Below are 14490 nucleotides of genomic sequence, written 5' to 3'. Positions count from 1 at the left end.
GGCACAAGCGGTTCAAGCCTCATTGCTTAACGCTTCTTGCGGTTGGCAATGTGAATAGCGTGGCCATTCACAGCCAGAGCGGCCTCATGCAGCGCTTCGGACAGGGTCGGATGGGAGAACACCATCATTCCCAAATCTTCGGAGCTGGTGCCGAATTCCATACCAATCGCACCCTGCTGCACGAGTTCTGCAGCGCTTGGGCCAATCACGTGCACACCCAGCACACGGTCAGTCTTAGCGTCGGCAATGACCTTAACCAGACCGCCAGTATCGTTGGCAGCCATAGCACGACCACTAGCAGCGAACGGGAAGGTACCGACATTGATAGCGACACCCTCAGCCTTCAGCTGCTGCTCGGTTTTACCTACCCATGCGATTTCCGGATGGGTGTAAATGACCGAAGGAATCAGATCGTAGTTCATCTGAGCTTTGTGACCCGCGATACGCTCTGCAACCATCACACCTTCTTCTGAGGCTTTGTGAGCGAGCATTGCGCCACGAACCACGTCACCAATAGCGTATACGCCTGGCACACTGGTTTCGCACTGGTCGTTAACGAAGACAAAGCCACGCTCATCCAGCGTGACACCGCTGTCTGCTGCGAGCAGATCAGTAGTCACCGGACGACGGCCAACAGCTACGATCAGCTTGTCGAATACCAGTTTCTGCTCACCTTCGGCATCAGTGAAGCTAACAGTGACCTGCTTCTTCTTCACTTCAGAACCAGTTACACGAGCGCCCAGACGAATCTGCAGACCTTGCTTGGTCAGCGCTTTCATCGCTTCTTTGGAAATCTGCTCGTCAGCTGCAGGCAGGAACTTATCCAGAGCCTCCAGAACAGTCACTTCGGCACCCAGACGTGCCCAGACAGAACCCAACTCAAGACCGATTACACCTGCGCCGATGACGCCCAGTTTTTTCGGAACTGATTGGAACTCCAGAGCGCCTGTAGAATCGACGATAACATCCTGATCAACAGGTGCTGGCGGGATATCAATTGGCTTGGAACCGGAAGCCAGAATAACGCTGGTAGCCTCGATAATTTGAGCCTTACCATCACGGTCAGTGACTTCAACCTGCTTATTGGCCAGCAGCTTACCGTGGCCTTCCAGCAGTGTGACACCGTTAGCCTTGAACAGACCAGCAACACCACCAGTCAGGTTTTTGATGATGTTGTTCTTACGGGCAACCATGGCAGGCACATCAATGCTCACGCCTTTGGCTTCAATGCCGTGAACCGCGAAGCCTTCTTTAGCTTCGTGGTATTTCCAGGAGCTGTCCAACAGCGCCTTGGATGGGATACAGCCCACGTTCAAGCAAGTACCACCCAGCGCTACCTTGCCTTCCTTATCCTGATACTTCTCGATACAGGCGGTCTTCAGACCAAGCTGAGCAGCTTTGATTGCAGCCACATAACCGCCAGGGCCTGCACCAATGACAACCACGTCGAATTTCTGGGTCATAACTCATTCCTTCTCGGATAAACCGGACGGTCCCTTGTGAGAACCGTCGTGAGACACTTGCTTAGATGTCCAGCAGCAAACGAGCCGGATCTTCCAGCAGATTCTTGATGCTAACCAAGAAGCTAACCGCTTCTTTACCATCGATCAGACGGTGGTCATAAGACAGTGCCAGATACATCATCGGACGAATAACGACCTGACCATTGATTGCCATCGGGCGCTGGATGATGTTGTGCATACCCAGAATAGCTGCCTGAGGTGGGTTGACAATCGGAGTCGACATCATCGAGCCGAAAGTACCACCGTTGGTGATGGTGAACGTGCCGCCAGTCATCTCTTCGATGGACAGCTTGCCTTCACGGGCTTTCTTACCAAAAGTAGCGATGCCATTTTCGATTTCAGCCAGGCTCATCAGCTCAGCGTTGCGCAGTACCGGAACAACCAAGCCACGGTCGCTGGAAACAGCAACACCGATGTCCTGATAACCGTGGTAAACAATGTCGTTACCATCAATCGAAGCGTTGACTGCCGGGAAGCGCTTCAGTGATTCAACAGCGGCCTTAACGAAGAAGGACATGAAGCCCAGGCGCACGCCATTGTGAGTCTTCTCGAACAGGTCTTTGTACTTCGAACGCAGCGCCATGACTTCAGTCATGTCAACTTCGTTGAAGGTGGTCAGCATAGCCATGGAAGACTGGGCTTCAACCAGACGCTCAGCGATTTTCGCACGCAGGCGAGTCATCGGCACACGCTTCTCGACACGATCACCGGCCGCGAATACTGGAGCAGCTGCAGCTGGAGCAGCGGCCTTAGCAGCCGGGGCGGCAGCCGGGGCATTTTTCTTGGCTTCAACAGCAGCCACGACATCTTCCTTAGTGACACGACCACCTTTGCCAGTGCCAGCAACACTGTTAGGGTCGATACCGTTCTCTTCCGCCAACTTACGAGCAGCCGGAGACAGGATCTGATCGTCAGCGCTTGCGGCCGGAGCTGCAGCAGCGGCCTGGGTAGCAGCAGGTGCGGCAGCCGCGGGAGCAGGAGCAGCAGCGCCGCCCTCAGCCAAAGTACCCAGTACTTCGTTGCTCAGAACGGTGTCACCTTCGTTCTTGATGATCTGCCCCAGAACACCGTCAGCCTCAGCCAGAACTTCGATTACAACCTTGTCTGTCTCAATGTCAACGATCAGCTCGTCGCGCTTGACTGCATCACCCGGCTGTTTGTGCCAAGTGGCAACGGTGCCATCGGCAACCGATTCCGGGAAAGTAGGGGCTTTGATCTCGATAGCCATGTGTATAAGTCCTTAAATTCGGTTTCAGCCAACAGGCGGTCAAATGACCGCCTGTTGTGCGATGGCGTTAAACAGTAAAGGCGTCTTGCAGGAGTTTTTCCTGCTGTTCCGCGTGCATTGAAGCGTAACCACATGCCGGTGCCGCAGAAGCGTCACGACCTGCATACTCAAGGAACAGCGATTTTTTGTGCGCGGTAGCCACACGACGCATGTGATGCTGACTGCAATACCATGCGCCTTGGTTCATTGGCTCTTCCTGACACCAAATGATGTTCTTGAGGTTTTTGTACGGAGCCAGTGCTTCAGCCAGATCCTCTTCCGGGAACGGATAAAGCTGCTCGATACGCACGATGGCGATATCTTCACGGCCTTCGTTGCGACGCTTCTCAAGCAGATCGTAGTAAACCTTGCCACTGCACAGAATCAGACGCTCGACCTTTTTCGGATCGAGTGCATCGATTTCTGGAATCACGGTCTGGAAGGAGCCTTCGGCCAATTCTTCCAGGGTAGAGATAGCCAACTTGTGACGCAGCAGAGATTTAGGCGACAGAACCACCAGCGGCTTACGCAGCGGACGGATAACCTGTCGACGCAACAAATGATAGATCTGAGCCGGAGTGGTCGGCACAGCAACCTGCATGTTCTGCTCAGCGCACAGCTGCAGATAGCGCTCAAGGCGTGCAGAACTGTGCTCAGGCCCCTGCCCTTCATAGCCGTGCGGCAGCAGCATAGTCAGACCGCACAGACGGCCCCACTTGTGCTCACCACTGGAAATGAACTGGTCAAATACCACCTGGGCACCGTTGGCGAAGTCACCGAACTGGGCTTCCCAGATAACAAGCGCATTAGGCTGAGTTGTTGCATAGCCATATTCGAATGCAAGAACGGCTTCCTCAGAGAGGAAGGAGTCATACAGCTCGAACTTTGGTTGACCTTCATAAAGGTTCTTCAGCGCAACGTAGGTGCTGGCATCCTTCTGGTTATGCAGAACCGCATGGCGGTGCGAGAAGGTGCCACGACCAATGTCCTGGCCCGTCATACGGATCGGATGACCTTCGAACAACAGGGTCGCGTACGCCATGGTTTCAGCATAACCCCAGTTGATCGGCAGCGCACCGGCACCCATTTTCTGACGGTCTTCAAGGATCTTAGACACTTGGCGCTGGACGACAAAACCTTCTGGGATTTCCAACAATTTGCTGGACAGTTCCTGCAAGGTCTTCAGGTCAAAGCGGGTGTCGTGACGAGCAGTCCAGGCATGCCCCAAGTACGGACGCCAATCAACAAACAACTCTTTGTTTGGCTCTTTAACCAGGCTCTTAACAACGTGCTGACCGTTATCCAGTGCAGTACGGTAATCATCCACCTTGGCTTGAACATCATCCGCCGACAGTCGTGCAGCACTGATCAGCGCATCAGCATAAAGCTCGCGTGTAGTACGCTGCTTAGTGATTTGCTGATACATCAGTGGCTGAGTACCACTCGGCTCATCCGCTTCGTTGTGGCCACGGCGGCGATAGCAAACCAGATCGATAACCACATCGCGCTTGAACTGCATGCGGTAATCGACAGCAAGCTGAGTCACGAACAACACAGCCTCAGGATCATCACCGTTAACGTGAAGAATCGGTGCCTGAATCATCTTGGCCACGTCGGTCGCGTACTCAGTAGAGCGCGAATCCAACGGGTTACTAATGGTGAAACCAACTTGGTTGTTGATCACGATATGGATCGTACCGCCAGTTTTGAAGCCGCGGGTCTGCGACATCTGGAAGGTTTCCATGACCACACCCTGACCTGCGAAAGCAGCATCACCGTGAAGGGAAACCGGCAGTACTTTGTCACCACTGGCATCGTTACGACGATCCTGACGGGCACGAACAGAACCCTCGACCACCGGAGAAACAATTTCCAAGTGAGACGGGTTGAACGCCATCGCCAAGTGAACTTCACCGCCAGGCGTCATCACGTTGGATGAGAAACCCTGGTGGTATTTCACGTCACCAGAGGACAGGCCGGCAGTCTTTTTACCTTCGAACTCATCGAACAGATCACGCGGGTTCTTGCCAAAGGTGTTGACCAGCACGTTTAGACGACCACGGTGGGCCATCCCGATAACGATTTCTTTAGTGCCGTAGGAACCCGAACGCTGAATAACCTCATCCAGCATAGGGATGAGGCTCTCGCCACCTTCCAAGCCAAAACGCTTAGTTCCCGGATACTTAGTACCCAGATACTTTTCCAGGCCCTCAGCTGCGGTCAAACGCTCAAGTACGTGGCTCTGAATTTCAGGAGAAAAGTCCGGACGACCACGGACAGACTCCAGGCGCTGCTGGAACCAGCTGCGCTGCTCAGAATCGACGATATGAGTGAACTCTGCACCGATGGTGCGGCAATATGTCTGCTGTAACGCGTCGCGAATCTCGCGCAGACTTGCCTCTTCCTTGCCGATGAACAGACCACCGGTACGGAAAGTAGTATCAAGATCAGCGTCAGTCAGCCCGTAATGATTGATGGACAGATCGGCTGGCACAGGGCGCTGCCAAAGACCAAGCGGATCGAGCTTGGCAGCCTGATGACCACGCATACGATACGCCTGAATCAGGCGCAGCACTTCAACCTGCTTCTTATCATGCTCGCTGCTCACACTACCGGCAGATACCGGTTGAGCACGGCGCTGATTTTTAGCAAGCAATACGAAATGATCGCGAATTGTGGAATGCGATACATCAGTAGCGGCGCTGCCATCTGTAGGCAACTTCTGGAAATAATTGCGCCACTCTTCTGGCACAGCGTTGGGATCGTGCAGGTAAAGCTCATAGAGCTCTTCCACATAGGCAGCGTTGCCACCGGATAGGTAGGCACTGTCCCACATGCGCTGCATCACGCTTTCTTGCATGCTTGGTCACCCTCGGTAAGGGGACTCCACCGGCGAAGAAACCGCATGATCCTGTCCAGTCTTGAAGCAGCGACTGGTAGGCCACTACGGATCCCGCAGATAGTCCGGGTACCAGCCCGGATGCCCCTGCTGGTCATCAAATTTTTCAGTTTAAGAAACACCACTTTGTGAGCAGTGATTCAAGCTTTTACTGCAACGCCAGCCAGGCCGACGTTGCAGGTGTAACGGTCCAACAGTAAATCAGGTACCGCTTTGCAGAAGCATGTTGCGGATATGACCGATTGCCTTAGTAGGGTTCAAACCTTTCGGACAAACGTTTACGCAATTCATGATACCGCGGCAGCGGAATACACTGAACGGATCATCCAGAGACGCCAGACGCTCTTCGGTCTTGGTATCACGGCTGTCCGCCAGGAAACGATAAGCTTGCAGCAGTGCAGCCGGACCCAGGAACTTGTCTGGATTCCACCAGAACGACGGGCAGCTGGTGGAGCAGCAAGCACACAGGATGCACTCGTACAGACCATCCAACTTCTCGCGCTCTGCCGGGCTTTGCAGACGTTCGATCGCCGGAGACGGCTTATCGTTCTGCAGGAACGGCTGAACTTTTTCATATTGCTTGTAGAAGATGCTCATATCCACGACCAAGTCACGGATAACTGGCAGACCCGGCAAAGGACGGATAACCAGCTTGCCACCTTTCAGACCAGCAGCAGACAACGGTGTGATACAGGCCAAGCCGTTCTTACCGTTGATATTCATACCATCGGAGCCGCAAACACCTTCACGGCAAGAGCGACGGTAGGAGAAGCCTTCGTCTTGCTCTTTAACCAGAGCCAGCACGTCAAGAACCATGATGTCCTTACCGGCTGTATCAACCTCGAAGTCCTGCATGAACGGAGCAGCGTCTTTCTCCGGGTTGTAACGATAAACACTGACTTTCAACATATCGGCCACCTTAATAAGTCCGAACCTTAGGCTCGAACGCTGGAACTGTCTTCGGCGCAAAGTTGACGGCACGCTTGGTTACGCGCTTCTCGCCCGGGAAGTACAGGGAGTGGCACAGCCAGTTTTCGTCGTCGCGCTCTTCAAAGTCTTCACGAGCGTGAGCACCACGGGACTCTTTACGAGCCTCAGCAGCGATCGCAGTCGCTTCAGCAACTTCGAGCAAGTTTTGCAGTTCCAGAGCTTCAATACGTGCAGTGTTGAAAGCCTGGCTCTTGTCGGAGATCTTGACCTTAGCAATACGCTCGCGCAGCTCAGCCAGTTGAGCAATACCCTTCTGCATGTATTCACCAGTACGGAATACACCGAAGTAGTTCTGCATGCACTGTTGCAGCTCACGCTTAAGCGGCGCCACTTCTTCACCGGTGGAACGCTCATTGACGCCAGCCAGACGGGACAGTGACTGATCAATGTCGGTCTCGCTTGCACTGCGAACTTCAACACCTTCTTTCAGTGCTTTTTCCAGATGCAGACCAGCAGCACGGCCGAACACCACCAAGTCGAGCAGCGAGTTACCGCCCAGACGGTTTGCACCGTGTACGGATACGCAAGCAACTTCACCCACAGCAAACAGACCGTCGATGATCTTGTCGTTGCCGTTGGCGTCCTGAGTGATTGCCTGACCATGAATATTGGTGGCTACACCACCCATCATGTAGTGGCAGGTCGGGATAACCGGGATCGGAGCAACAACCGGGTCAACGTGAGCAAAGGTCTTCGACAGCTCACAGATACCTGGCAGGCGGCTGTGCAGCACTTCCTCACCCAGGTGATCAAGCTTGAGCAGTACGTGGTCTTTGTTCGGGCCTACACCGTTACCGGCGATAACTTCTTTAACCATCGAACGCGCTACAACGTCACGACCAGCAAGGTCTTTAGCGTTCGGGGCATAACGTTCCATGAAGCGCTCACCGTGAGCGTTGATCAGGTAACCACCTTCACCACGGCAACCTTCAGTAACCAGTACACCTGCACCAGCGATGCCAGTCGGGTGGAACTGCCACATTTCAATATCTTGAACCGGCACACCAGCACGCAGTGCCATACCTACACCGTCACCGGTGTTGATCAGTGCGTTGGTAGTGGACGCATAGATACGACCTGCACCACCAGTCGCCAGAACAACGGCTTTGGAGCGGATGTAAACAGTCTCGCCAGTCTCAATGCAGATAGCGATGATGCCGACGATGGCGCCATCTTGGTTTTTCACCAAGTCGACGGCATACCACTCGTTCAGGAACGATGTGCCAGCCTTCAGGTTACCCTGATACAGGGTGTGCAGCAGCGCGTGACCGGTACGGTCAGCAGCAGCACAGGTACGTGCAGCCTGAGTCGGGTTATTAGGGCCTTTCGACTGACCACCGAAAGGACGCTGATAAATACGACCCTGCTCAGTACGGGAGAATGGAAGCCCCATGTGCTCCAATTCAAATACCGCTTCCGGACCTACAGAACACATGTATTCGATAGCATCTTGGTCACCGATATAGTCGGAGCCCTTAACGGTATCGTACATGTGCCAGCGCCAATCGTCGTTCGGGTCAGCCGAAGCGATTGCACAGGTGATACCACCCTGCGCCGATACTGTGTGCGAACGAGTCGGGAACACTTTAGTAACTACTGCAGTTTTATGACCACCCTGGGCCAACTGCAACGCAGCGCGCATACCAGCGCCGCCGCCACCAACAATGATGGCGTCATAAGAAAGAGTGCGAATGCTAGTCATGGATCAGTTACCCCAAAAAATCTGCACGCCCCAGACAAAGAACGCGAACATCAGAACGCCGCAAACTGCCTGGAACAGGAAACGCACAACAGTGGACCATTTGCCGAGCGCCATCTGGGTCAGGTAGTCAGTGGAGATTGTCCACATACCAACCCAAGCATGAACACTCAGAGCCAACAGGGTCAGCAGACTGAAGATACGCATGAGATTGTTGGAGAACAGAGCTTTCCATTCAGCATAACCCATACCCGGGTTGCAAATGATGAAGCCGAGCAGGAACAGCACATAAGCCGCGAGAACGACTGCAGAAACACGCTGAGCCATCCAATCATAAAGACCCGAACGTGAAAAGTTCGTGACATTGGTTACCATATCCACACCCCCAGCAGCACGATCAGAATCGCCGAAACGACGAGAACAATTTTTGCACCCAGCTTGCCGCCTTCCAGCGTCTCACCGATGCCAATGTCCATGATCAAGTGGCGCACGCCAGCCACGAGGTGATACAGCAGAGCGGACAACAGACCCCAAACCACAAATTTAGCCAGCGGGCTGGCCAAGCATTCCTGCACCTGGGCAAAGCCCTCCTCGGAAGCCAGCGACTTGTCGAGCGCATACAGCAGAATTGCGATACCGACAAAGAGGATGACACCGGAGATACGGTGAAGGATGGAGCTATAAGCAGTGATCGGGAGTTTGATAGTCCTAAGGTCTAGGTTTACAGGTCTTTGGCTATTCACGGCTTTTTTTATCACACTGAGAGCCCATAACTATCAGGGCAAAGTTGTCGGGAAGTGCACTGGTCAGGTACCCATCACCCAAGGAGTGACAACTGCCAGTCTCTAGGCGCAAGGCCTCTGGCAGCTGGCCGCAGAGTATAGACAGTTAGGAAACTAATGACAACGCAGAGGCCTCTACCTAATAGCTGATTGCGCAGCCTTAATAAATGTCGTATTCAGCACGTCCATGCCAGACAATCCGCGCGCAAACCCTTCTACCATCTAGGTTGTCGCAAATTGACATTCAAATTTATCCCACTATAGTGGTGCGGGCCCTGCGTGGGGGGCTGTCTGATGATTTCAAGCATAACTAGGAGGCCAAGCATGGCTGACAAAAAAGCGCAGTTGATCATCGAGGGCGCAGCCCCCGTCGAGCTGCCCATTCTTACCGGCACCGTCGGTCCCGATGTTATCGATGTGCGAAGCTTAACCTCCACGGGACGCTTCACTTTCGACCCTGGCTTTATGTCCACCGCTTCGTGTGAATCCAAGATCACATATATTGACGGGGACCAAGGCATTCTGCTCCATCGTGGCTATCCGATCGAGCAGCTCGCCGAAAAATCTGATTACCTGGAAACCTGCTACCTCCTGCTGAACGGCGAACTGCCGAGTGCTGAAGAGAAAGCCAAGTTTGTCAGCACCATCAAGAACCACACCATGGTTCACGAGCAGCTGAAGAGCTTCTTTAATGGTTTCCGCCGTGATGCCCACCCGATGGCCATCATGTGTGGCGTTGTAGGCGCCCTCTCCGCTTTCTACCACGACTCGCTGGACATCAATAATCCGCATCACCGTGAAGTATCGGCTATGCGCCTGATCTCCAAGATGCCAACCATCGCAGCCATGACCTATAAGTACTCCATGGGTCAGCCGATGATGTATCCGCGCAACGATCTGGACTACGCAGAAAACTTCCTGCACATGATGTTCAACACTCCGTGCGAGATCAAACCGATCAGCCCGGTACTGGCCAAAGCCATGGATAAGATTTTCATCCTCCATGCTGACCACGAACAGAACGCCTCCACTTCTACCGTTCGCCTTGCGGGCTCATCGGGCGCCAACCCGTTCGCCTGTATCGCAGCCGGTATTGCAGCACTGTGGGGCCCGGCCCACGGCGGTGCCAACGAAGCCGTTCTGACCATGCTGGACGAAATTGGCTCGGTTGAGAACATCGACAAGTTCATCGCCAAAGCTAAGGACAAAAACGATCCTTTCAAACTGATGGGCTTCGGTCACCGCGTTTACAAAAACCGCGACCCACGCGCCACTGTGATGAAACAGACTTGCGACGAAGTCCTGAAAGAACTGGGAATCGAAAACGATCCTCAGCTGCAGCTGGCGATGCGCCTGGAAGAGATAGCTCTGACCGATCCGTACTTCAAAGAGCGTAATCTGTACCCGAACGTGGACTTCTACTCGGGTATCATCCTCAAGGCTATCGGTATCCCGACCAGCATGTTCACCGTGATTTTTGCTCTGGCCCGCACTGTAGGCTGGATCTCTCACTGGAAAGAAATGCTGTCTGGTCCGTACAAGATTGGCCGTCCACGCCAGCTGTACACCGGCCATCCAAAGCGCGACCTTAACAAGTAAGTTATCCGTCGCAATAAAAAAGGCTGCCATTGGCAGCCTTTTTTAGTTTCAGAGCCTGCTTACAGGCTCAGATCACGCACCGATGCCTTGATGAACTCGCGCTTGAGGTCTTCATAGGTATGGACCGCAGGGAATTGCGGGAACTCGCGGATAACATTTTCCGGAGCATGGAACAAAATACCAGCATGCGCTTCACTCAGCATGGTGGTGTCGTTATAAGAGTCACCTGCTGCAATCACGCGATAGTAAAGACTCTTGAAAGCGATTACAGACTGACGCTTTGGATCCTTCTGACGCAGTTGATAGTCCACAACGCGATCTGTTTCATCAGTGATCAACTTGTGGCATAGCAGCGTCGGGAAACCCAGCTGACGCATCAGCGGCTGAGAAAACTCATAAAATGTGTCAGACAGGATGACAACCTGGAAGCGCTCTCGCAGCCAATCCACAAACTCGACTGCACCTTCCAGCGGCTTCAGGGTGGCGATCACCTCCTGAATATCCGACAGTTTCAGGCCATGTTCATCCAGAATGCGCAGGCGCTGCTTCATCAATACGTCATAGTCAGGAATGTCCCGGGTGGTCGCCTTGAGCGATTCGATGCCGGTTTTTTCCGCGAAGGCAATCCAGATTTCCGGAACCAGTACACCTTCAAGGTCGAGACACGCGATTTCCACAACACACTCCTAATACCGTTGAGTAAGAAGGCGGCACTCTAGCGGCTCGCCTGATGCCTTGCAATGCAAGGCTTATATCCATAACAAAGCAGCACTACCATGTTTGGTTATTTAGAGGCATATCTGGCATTTGGTAACATCACTGCACAAGCCTGAGAGCACCACCATAACTAGGAACACAGCCCGATGAGTCACCCTTTTGATGCAGCCGAACTGGCGACCCAGTACGCAACCAAGTCGCCGCAGGACATCCTCAAACTGGCCTTTGAGCACTTTGGAGATGATCTCTGGCTATCTTTCAGCGGTGCTGAAGATGTGGTGTTGGTTGATATGGCGTGGAAACTGAACAAAGACGTCAAAGTGTTCAGCCTTGATACGGGCCGCCTTCACCCAGAAACCTATCGTTTTATCGACCAGGTGCGTGAGCACTACGGTATCAGCATCGAGATCCTCTCTCCCGATGCGGCGGCCCTTGAACCCTTCGTAAAGGAAAAAGGTCTGTTCAGCTTCTATAAAGATGGCCATAGCGAATGTTGCGGCATCCGTAAAACCGCCCCACTGAGGCGCAAGCTCGCCACAGTTAAAGCGTGGGCAACAGGCCAGCGCCGCGACCAGAGCCCTGGTACCCGTAGCCATGTCGCAGCAATTGAAGAAGACAAAACTTTCGCCGGTGCCGGGCAGACTCTGTACAAGTTCAATCCACTTGCACAGATGAGTAGTGAGGAAGTCTGGGCCTATATCAGAATGCTTGAGCTGCCTTACAACAGCTTGCACGAGCGTGGATTTATCAGCATTGGCTGCGAACCCTGCACCCGTCCAGTTCTACCTAATCAGCACGAGCGCGAAGGGCGCTGGTGGTGGGAGGAAGCTACGCAGAAAGAGTGCGGCCTGCACGCAGGCAATCTGATTGCTAAGAACTGAGTCACCGCGAAAGCAAAAAAGCCAGTCCTCAGGACTGGCTTTTTAATACCGGCACAATCTATAACTTGCCTGCCCTACTCTGCCGCCTTGCGCCAAGCCTTGAGCGTATTGAAGGGCGCATCAACAACAAAGCTATTGGCCAACCAGCCGGGAACGCTGCCACCAGGCTCGGTATGCATCTGATAGACGACCTCGACACCTTCAGAGGTTGGCTTCAAACGCCAGTAACCCTGGGCAGAAGTCACTCGCACAAAACCTTTCTCTTCAGGCTTGTAGCTCGACTCACCGGCAAGTTCACGCACAACCACCCCATCGGCCTCACGTTTGGTTTTCACATGGAAAACCGCGTCCCGGGACTGAACAGGCCATGGTGTCTCAAACTGGCTGTAGAGCCAGCTTTGATCCCCTTCAGACTTCAGGAGGGCTTGCTTCAGACAGCTATGAATCCACTTACAAGCAGAGGCAACATCCTCTTGCATCGCAACCAGCTTCTCAATCGGCGCCTTGATCAGTGTTACGCCTCGGTAGGACTGATATTTTGAACCCGGCACACTTTGCAGATAAACCTTGATGCCGTCTTCGTCTTTGACCAAGCGCCACGCCCCCTCATCGGTATGCCCGACACCTGCAACCACCAGCGCAACCGCACCCACAAGCCAGCTTACTGAACGTCTCATGCAACTTCTCCTTGTTTTGACACCCCAGACAGCAGAACCTCAGACAGCTATTGCAGTGCTCTGCTCTAACCACCCGAGCAGAGTAATAGCCTCTTCGGTGGTTTGGCCACAGACATCTATATCCGCCTGAAAAGCGGAACACACAGCAGGCCGCTCAGGCTTCCCAAATATCCCACAGTAGTTATCGTCTGTGAGTTGTACGCAGCGCACACCAGCAGGCTTGCCAGATGGCATGCCAGGGATAGGAGATGTTATTGAAGGCGCGATACAGCAGGCACCGCAACCAGCACGGCAATTCATCAGGACAACCCCCGCAGGAAGCAGAACTAAAACGCGCAAATTTTACGCTGAGCGTTTAAGACTGTGCAGCCCCTGCAGGGTGAGTGGTAGCTTGCGTGGCTGTGGCTATTTGCGCCCCAGACGTGCCAACAAACTTGAGGTATCCCAACGCCCCCCGCCCATCTTCTGGACATCCGCGTAGAACTGATCGACCAGAGCAGTTACCGGCAATTGCGCACCATTGCGGCGTGACTCATCGAGCAGGATGCTCAGATCCTTACGCATCCAGTCCACCGCGAAACCATGCTCATACTCACCCGCCAGCATGGTCTTGTGCCGGTTCTCCAATTGCCAGGACTGCGCAGCCCCCTTACTGATCACCTCCATGGCCCCTTCAGCATCGAGCCCAGCACATTGGGCAAAATGCAAAGCCTCAGAAAGACCTTGGACCAAGCCCGCGATACAAATCTGATTGACCATTTTGGTCAACTGGCCACTTCCCGCCTCGCCCATCAGGCGACTCATACGAGCGTAGACCTTTATCACAGGCTCAGCTTTGGCATACAGGGCCTCCTCCCCACCCACCATGATGGTCAATGCACCATTCTGAGCCCCGGCTTGACCACCGGATACCGGTGCATCGACAAAACCCAGTTTGCGGGCAGTAGCTTCAGCCGCCAGTTCACGGGCAACCTGTGCGGATGCTGTGGTGTGATCAATCAGCAATGCACCTTCCTGCATGCCAGCAAATGCGCCATCAGGACCAAGGATAACGCTACGCAGATCATCATCATTGCCTACACACACCATTACAAACTCAGCTCCCGACACCGCTTCACGGGGTGTCAGTGCAAAATTGCCAGCATATTCGGCCACCCACTGCTGTGCCTTTGCTGCTGTGCGGTTGTAAACGCAAACATCATGTCCTGCACGGGCCAAATGACCCGCCATCGGATAACCCATTACGCCCAGTCCGATAAACGCTACCTTTGCCATGCTTACCTCACCTTACATTTGAACCTGTACACCACGAGCTGGCCGCACCCAGTTTTCCAACGCGGCTGCTTACTACACAGCATGGGTGCCTTAGTTATTCAGAATGCCGTGCTGACACAGTGATTACCAGTACAGTCGTGGTCTAATCCACTGCCACAGCAAGCCGCTGCCTTTACCCAGC

At 53.7% G+C, this 14490-nt stretch carries 13 protein-coding genes; 2 read left to right on the top strand and 11 right to left on the bottom strand.

From position 1 onward, the window contains the following. Positions 1–26 precede the first annotated feature (26 nt). The 7 genes from lpdA to sdhC all read right to left on the bottom strand — a co-directional run bounded on the left by lpdA (position 27) and on the right by sdhC (position 9133). Positions 27–1463 carry a dihydrolipoyl dehydrogenase gene (gene lpdA, locus WG219_08565; protein ID WXL27490.1) on the bottom strand — a complete coding sequence of 479 codons (1437 nt, stop codon included), beginning with the start codon at positions 1461–1463 and terminating at the stop codon, positions 27–29. A gap of 61 nt (positions 1464–1524) precedes the next feature. Continuing rightward, positions 1525–2751: a 2-oxoglutarate dehydrogenase complex dihydrolipoyllysine-residue succinyltransferase gene (gene odhB / locus WG219_08560; GenBank protein WXL27489.1), complete on the bottom strand. Its 1227-nt coding sequence runs from the start codon at positions 2749–2751 to the stop codon at positions 1525–1527. Positions 2752–2818: 67 nt separating this feature from the next. Continuing rightward, positions 2819–5650: a 2-oxoglutarate dehydrogenase E1 component gene (locus WG219_08555; GenBank protein WXL27488.1), complete on the bottom strand. Its 2832-nt coding sequence runs from the start codon at positions 5648–5650 to the stop codon at positions 2819–2821. 240 nt (positions 5651–5890) lie between these two features. After that, complete coding sequence (locus tag WG219_08550) at positions 5891–6598, bottom strand: succinate dehydrogenase iron-sulfur subunit (protein ID WXL27487.1); 708 nt, start codon at positions 6596–6598, stop codon at positions 5891–5893. Positions 6599–6608: 10 nt separating this feature from the next. Beyond that, complete coding sequence (gene sdhA, locus WG219_08545; protein WXL27486.1) at positions 6609–8381, bottom strand: succinate dehydrogenase flavoprotein subunit; 1773 nt, start codon at positions 8379–8381, stop codon at positions 6609–6611. Between the two features lie 3 nt (positions 8382–8384). Further along, positions 8385–8753 (bottom strand): succinate dehydrogenase, hydrophobic membrane anchor protein, encoded by a 369-nt coding sequence (gene sdhD, locus WG219_08540; protein WXL27485.1) that lies wholly within the window; start codon positions 8751–8753, stop codon positions 8385–8387. Further along, positions 8747–9133, bottom strand: a complete 387-nt coding sequence (gene sdhC / locus WG219_08535) for a succinate dehydrogenase, cytochrome b556 subunit (GenBank protein WXL27973.1) — start codon at positions 9131–9133, stop codon at positions 8747–8749. Before sdhC ends, sdhD begins: the two co-directional genes overlap by 7 nt. Before the next feature lie 351 nt (positions 9134–9484). Between sdhC and gltA the strand changes: the two genes are divergently transcribed. After that, the gene (gene gltA, locus WG219_08530) at positions 9485–10759 is read left to right on the top strand and encodes a citrate synthase (protein ID WXL27484.1); all 1275 of its coding nucleotides are present in this window, start codon (positions 9485–9487) and stop codon (positions 10757–10759) included. Positions 10760–10818: 59 nt separating this feature from the next. Here the strand turns inward: gltA and thrH are convergent, their stop codons facing one another. Further along, positions 10819–11436, bottom strand: coding sequence for a bifunctional phosphoserine phosphatase/homoserine phosphotransferase ThrH (gene thrH / locus WG219_08525; GenBank protein WXL27483.1), 618 nt, complete (start codon positions 11434–11436; stop codon positions 10819–10821). Between the two features lie 186 nt (positions 11437–11622). On the opposite strand from thrH, the gene WG219_08520 reads away from it, so the two are divergent. Then, a complete protein-coding gene (locus tag WG219_08520; GenBank protein WXL27482.1) occupies positions 11623–12357 on the top strand; it encodes a phosphoadenylyl-sulfate reductase in 735 nt (244 codons plus the stop codon). A 74-nt stretch (positions 12358–12431) separates the two neighbouring features. On the opposite strand, the gene WG219_08515 is transcribed toward WG219_08520, so the two are convergent. The 3 genes from WG219_08515 to WG219_08505 form a co-directional block, all read right to left on the bottom strand. After that, positions 12432–13034, bottom strand: a complete 603-nt coding sequence (locus tag WG219_08515; GenBank protein ID WXL27481.1) for an START domain-containing protein — start codon at positions 13032–13034, stop codon at positions 12432–12434. 39 nt (positions 13035–13073) lie between these two features. Next, on the bottom strand, positions 13074–13334 hold the full coding sequence (locus WG219_08510; GenBank protein ID WXL27480.1) for a YkgJ family cysteine cluster protein: 261 nt from the start codon (positions 13332–13334) through the stop codon (positions 13074–13076). 105 nt (positions 13335–13439) lie between these two features. Next, entirely contained in the window at positions 13440–14309 is an 870-nt protein-coding gene (locus tag WG219_08505; GenBank protein WXL27479.1) for an NAD(P)-dependent oxidoreductase, read from the bottom strand. Between the last annotated feature and the right edge of the window lie 181 nt (positions 14310–14490).

It is taken from the genome of Pseudomonas mendocina, from assembly GCA_037482215.1.
Lineage (GTDB): Bacteria > Pseudomonadota > Gammaproteobacteria > Pseudomonadales > Pseudomonadaceae > Aquipseudomonas > Aquipseudomonas mendocina_E.
Note: the sequence above shows the minus strand (reverse complement) of the source record. Positions and strands in the feature narration are given on the sequence as shown.